Raw genomic sequence first — 4,083 nt, 5'->3', positions numbered from 1 at the left:
GGAAGCGCTCTCCGACCCTGGTTCCCTCGCGGGTGCCGAGCGTCGCCGTCCGGACGGTGCCGTCCGGGGCGGTCCAGCCGACGACCACCCGCTGCCGGCCGGAGCGGTCCCCGAACTCCTCGAACTCGGGCTCGGCGGCGGGGCGGGGCAGCAGCCGGTGCACCGTGGCCCACACCTGCTGACGCTGCTCGTGCTCGGCGGCGACGGTGCGCAGCAGCGAGCCGTGCGCCGCGTCACCGGCCGCGATTCCCACCAGGGGAGCACCGAGAGTGATCACCAGGGCCGCGCCCAGTGCCAGCCATGTCTCCACCCGGTCGCTGCGCCGACGCAGCGGGTTGTGGCGCCAGCGCCACAGGCCGACGATCGCCCGGAACACCGTGACACCCCCCGTCGTCCGCCCCGCCCGATCCCGGGCGCGCCTTCGCGTCGAACATCCGAGGGGCCGCGGCTGCCGCCGGCAGCCTCAGGGCAACCGTACTGGTCCGGGCTCCGGTTGTCCTCCCCCGGGGGGCGCTCCCGGGCCGTGGTGTGCGGTGGGGCGGGCACGGGCCGGCGGCCGGACGAGGGCGCGCGCTCCCGGTCGCCGGTAGTCGCACGCTCGTGCGCAGCGTCCTCGTTCGGTGGTCGGTGGTCGGGAGCCCGGTGACATCAAGTGATCAACTCGGCGTCACTTGTCACCGAGGGTGCGGATTCGGGCGTTGGCCACCGCCCGGTACCCGACATCCACCGGCGTCATCCCGGTGATTGTCATCTCTTTTGGGTGATTGCCGTTGATCGCCTTGTCTGGCTACTTTTCGAGCGCGAGGCGGGTCGCCCAACGGCCCGCCACCTCTCACAGATTGGCGGTGCCCTGCGTGACGGCTCCGGTCGAGACGACTCCTGCCGGCAACGGCGGCCACGGCGGCAGCAACGGGAGCGGCGGCTCCGGGGGCGGCGCCCGCCCCCACGACGGTGCGGGGCGGTTGAGCCTGGCCACCGCCGCGGCGCGCCAGTTGGCCACCACGACCAAGACGCCGCCGCAGATGCAGGGCATCTCCTCGCGGTGGCTGCTGAAGGTCCTGCCGTGGGTCCAGGTGTCCGGCGGTACCTTCCGGGTCAACCGCCGGACCACGCACACCCTCGGCGACGGCCGCGTGGAGTTCGTCTCCACCGGCGCCGAGATCCAGGTCATCCCCGCCGAGCTGGGTGAGCTGGCCGCGCTGCGCGGCTATGAGGAGGAGGCGGTACTGCGGGAGTTGGCCGGCCGCTTCCAGCAGCGGGACTTCGCCCCCGGCGAGGTGATCGTCGAGGCGGGCAGGCCCGTCGACCAGGTGGTGCTGGTGGCGCACGGCAAGCTGGACAAGGTCGCTCCCGGCTTCTACGACGGCGAGACCTCCCTCGGCGTGGTCGCCGACGGCGACCACCTCGGGGACCGCGTGCTCACCGAAGAGGACGCGGGCGTCTGGGAGTTCACCCTTCGGTCCGTCACCAGCGGCACCGTGCTCGTCCTGGACCGGGCGTCCTACCAGGAGGTGCTGGAACGCGCGGGGAGCCTGCGGGAGCACCTGACCGCGTTCCGGGCGGCGCTGCCGGCGCAGCGCAACGCCGAGGGGGAGGCAGCCATCGAGCTGGCCGCCGGGCACCACGGTGAGCAGGAGCTGCCCGGTACCTTCGTGGACTACGACACCACCCCGCGCGAGTACGAGCTGAGCGTGGCGCAGACCGTGCTGCGCGTGCACTCCCGGGTCGCAGACCTCTACAACGAGCCGATGAACCAGGTCGAGGAGCAACTCCGGCTCACCATCGAGGCGCTGCGCGAGCGCCAGGAGCACGAACTCGTCAACAACCGCGAGTTCGGGCTGCTGCACAACGCCGACCTGGGCCATCGGCTGCACACCCGCACCGGCCCGCCCACGCCCGACGACATGGACGAGCTGCTGGCGAGCGTCTGGAAGGACCCGACCGTCATCCTGGCCCATCCCAAGGCCATCGCCGCGTTCGGCCGGCAGTGCAGCAGCCGCGGCGTCTACCCGGCGTTCGTCGATTACCAGGGGCACCAGGTGCCCTCCTGGCGCGGTGTGCCGGTGCTGCCCTGCAACAAGATCCCGGTCAGCGAGACGGGCACCACCTCGATGATGGTGATGCGCACCGGCGAGCAGGCCCAGGGAGTGGTGGGGCTGCACCGGACGGGCATTCCGGACGAGTACCGCCCCAGCCTGTCGGTGCGGTTCATGGGCATCAACGAGAAGGCCGTCATCTCCTACCTGGTGAGCGCCTACTTCTCGGCCGCCGTGCTGGTGCCCGACGCGCTGGGCGTCCTGGAGGACGTCGAGACCGGTTTCTGACCGACGCGGCGGTCCCCGCCGGGGCCGTCGTCAGCTTCCCTCCCGACCGGGCCGGCCGGACCGCTCCGCCGACCCCCGCCTCCTCACCGGGGCATGCCTCTCCACCCCGCACGCCCCTCACCGCGCTTACCGGAAGGTTTCATTCCGCATGTCCGATTCCGCCCTGACCAGTCTCCACACGACCGCGGCGCGCCAGTTGGCCACCACGACCAAGACGCCGCCGCAGATGCAGGGCATCTCCTCGCGGTGGCTGCTGAAGATCCTTCCCTGGGAACAGGTGTCGGCCGGCACCTACCGCGTCAACCGCCGCCTCAGCCACACCGTCGGCAACGGCCGGGTCGAGTTCGTCACCACCGGCGCCGAGGTGCGGGTGATCCCGGCCCAGCTCACCGAACTGCCGCCGCTGCACGGCTTCGAGGGCCCGGACGTGCTCCAGCAGCTCGCGGGCCGGTGCGTGCAGCGCGAGTACGCGCCCGGCGAGGTGATCGCCGAGTCCGGCCGCCCGGTGGAGGAGGTGCTGCTCATCGCCCACGGCAAGATCAACAAGGTCGGCACCGGCGAGTACGACGGCGAGACCAATCTCGGGGTGCTCGCCGACGGCGACTGGGCCGGCGAGCACGTACTGGTCGCGGAGCCCGGCGAGTGGGGGTACACCCTGCGGGCCGTCACCCGGTCCACCGTGCTCGCACTGCCGCTGTCGGAGTTCGAGTCCGTGGCCGGGCAGTCCCGCGAACTGCGCGCGCACCTGGACGGGTTCCTCTCCCGAGTGCTGCCCCGGCAGAACCACCGGGGGGAGGCCGACATCGAGCTGGCCTCCGGGCACCACGGCGAGCACGAGCTGCCCGGTACCTTCGTGGACTACGACACCACCCCGCGCGAGTACGAACTGAGTGTGGCGCAGACCGTGCTGCGCGTGCACTCCCGGGTCGCGGACCTCTACAACGAGCCGATGAACCAGGTCGAGGAGCAACTCCGGCTCACCATCCAGGCGCTGCGCGAGCGCCAGGAGCACGAGCTCATCAACAACCGGGAGTTCGGGCTGCTGCACAACGCCGATCTCAAGCAGCGGCTGCACACCCGCACCGGCCCGCCCACCCCCGACGACCTCGACGACCTCATCTCCCGCCGCCGCAGGACGCAGTACCTGCTGGCCCACCCGCGCACGATCGCGGCCATCGGCCGGGAGTGCAGCAGCCGGGGCATCTACCCGCCGGAGACGGAGGTGCAGGGCAGCGTGGTCCGCAGCTGGCGCGGCATCCCGCTGCTGCCGTGCAACAAGATCCCGGTGAGCGAGACCAACACCAGCTCGATCCTGGCGCTGCGCGTCGGCCAGGAGAACGAAGGCGTGGTCGGACTGCACCAGACGGGCATCCCCGACGAGTACGAGCCGAGCCTGAACGTGCGCTTCATGGGCATCAACGAGAAGGCTGTCGTCTCCTACCTGGTCAGCGTGTACTTCTCGGCCGCCGTGCTGGTGCCCGACGCGCTGGGCGTCCTGGAGGACGTCGAGACCGGTTTCTGACCGACGCGGCGGTCCCCGCCGGGGCCGTCGTCAGCTTCCCTCCCGACCGGGCCGGCCGGACCGCTCCGCCGACCCCCGCCTCCTCACCGGGGCATGCCTCTCCACCCCGCACGCCCCTCACCGCGCTTACCGGAAGGTTTCATTCCGCATGTCCGATTCCGCCCTGACCAGTCTCCACACGACCGCGGCGCGCCAGTTGGCCACCACGACCAAGACGCCGCCGCAGATGCAGGGCAT

3 protein-coding genes are annotated in these 4,083 nt (G+C 71.7%); 2 read left to right on the top strand and 1 reads right to left on the bottom strand.

Features of this window, described 5'->3' with window-relative positions:
* Positions 1-376 (bottom strand): Rv1733c family protein (locus ACYVE9_RS17905; RefSeq protein ID WP_461028884.1); only part of this gene is annotated, 376 nt, incomplete at its 3' end.
* Between the two features lie 586 nt (positions 377-962).
* On the opposite strand from ACYVE9_RS17905, the gene ACYVE9_RS17900 reads away from it, so the two are divergent.
* Positions 963-2,324 carry a family 2B encapsulin nanocompartment shell protein gene (locus tag ACYVE9_RS17900; protein WP_461028885.1) on the top strand — a complete coding sequence of 454 codons (1,362 nt, stop codon included), beginning with the start codon at positions 963-965 and terminating at the stop codon, positions 2,322-2,324.
* A gap of 148 nt (positions 2,325-2,472) precedes the next feature.
* On the top strand, positions 2,473-3,846 hold the full coding sequence (locus ACYVE9_RS17895; RefSeq protein ID WP_461028883.1) for a family 2B encapsulin nanocompartment shell protein: 1,374 nt from the start codon (positions 2,473-2,475) through the stop codon (positions 3,844-3,846).
* Positions 3,847-4,083: the final 237 nt, after the last annotated feature.

It is taken from the genome of Streptomyces sparsus (assembly GCF_054776295.1).
Note: the sequence above shows the minus strand (reverse complement) of the source record. Positions and strands in the feature narration are given on the sequence as shown.

Excerpts from the sequence above, each read along its gene's own strand:
- ACYVE9_RS17895 (WP_461028883.1), top strand. The coding sequence starts at position 2,473 with ATGTCCGATTCCGCCCTGACCAGTCTCCACACGACCGCGGCGCGCCAG.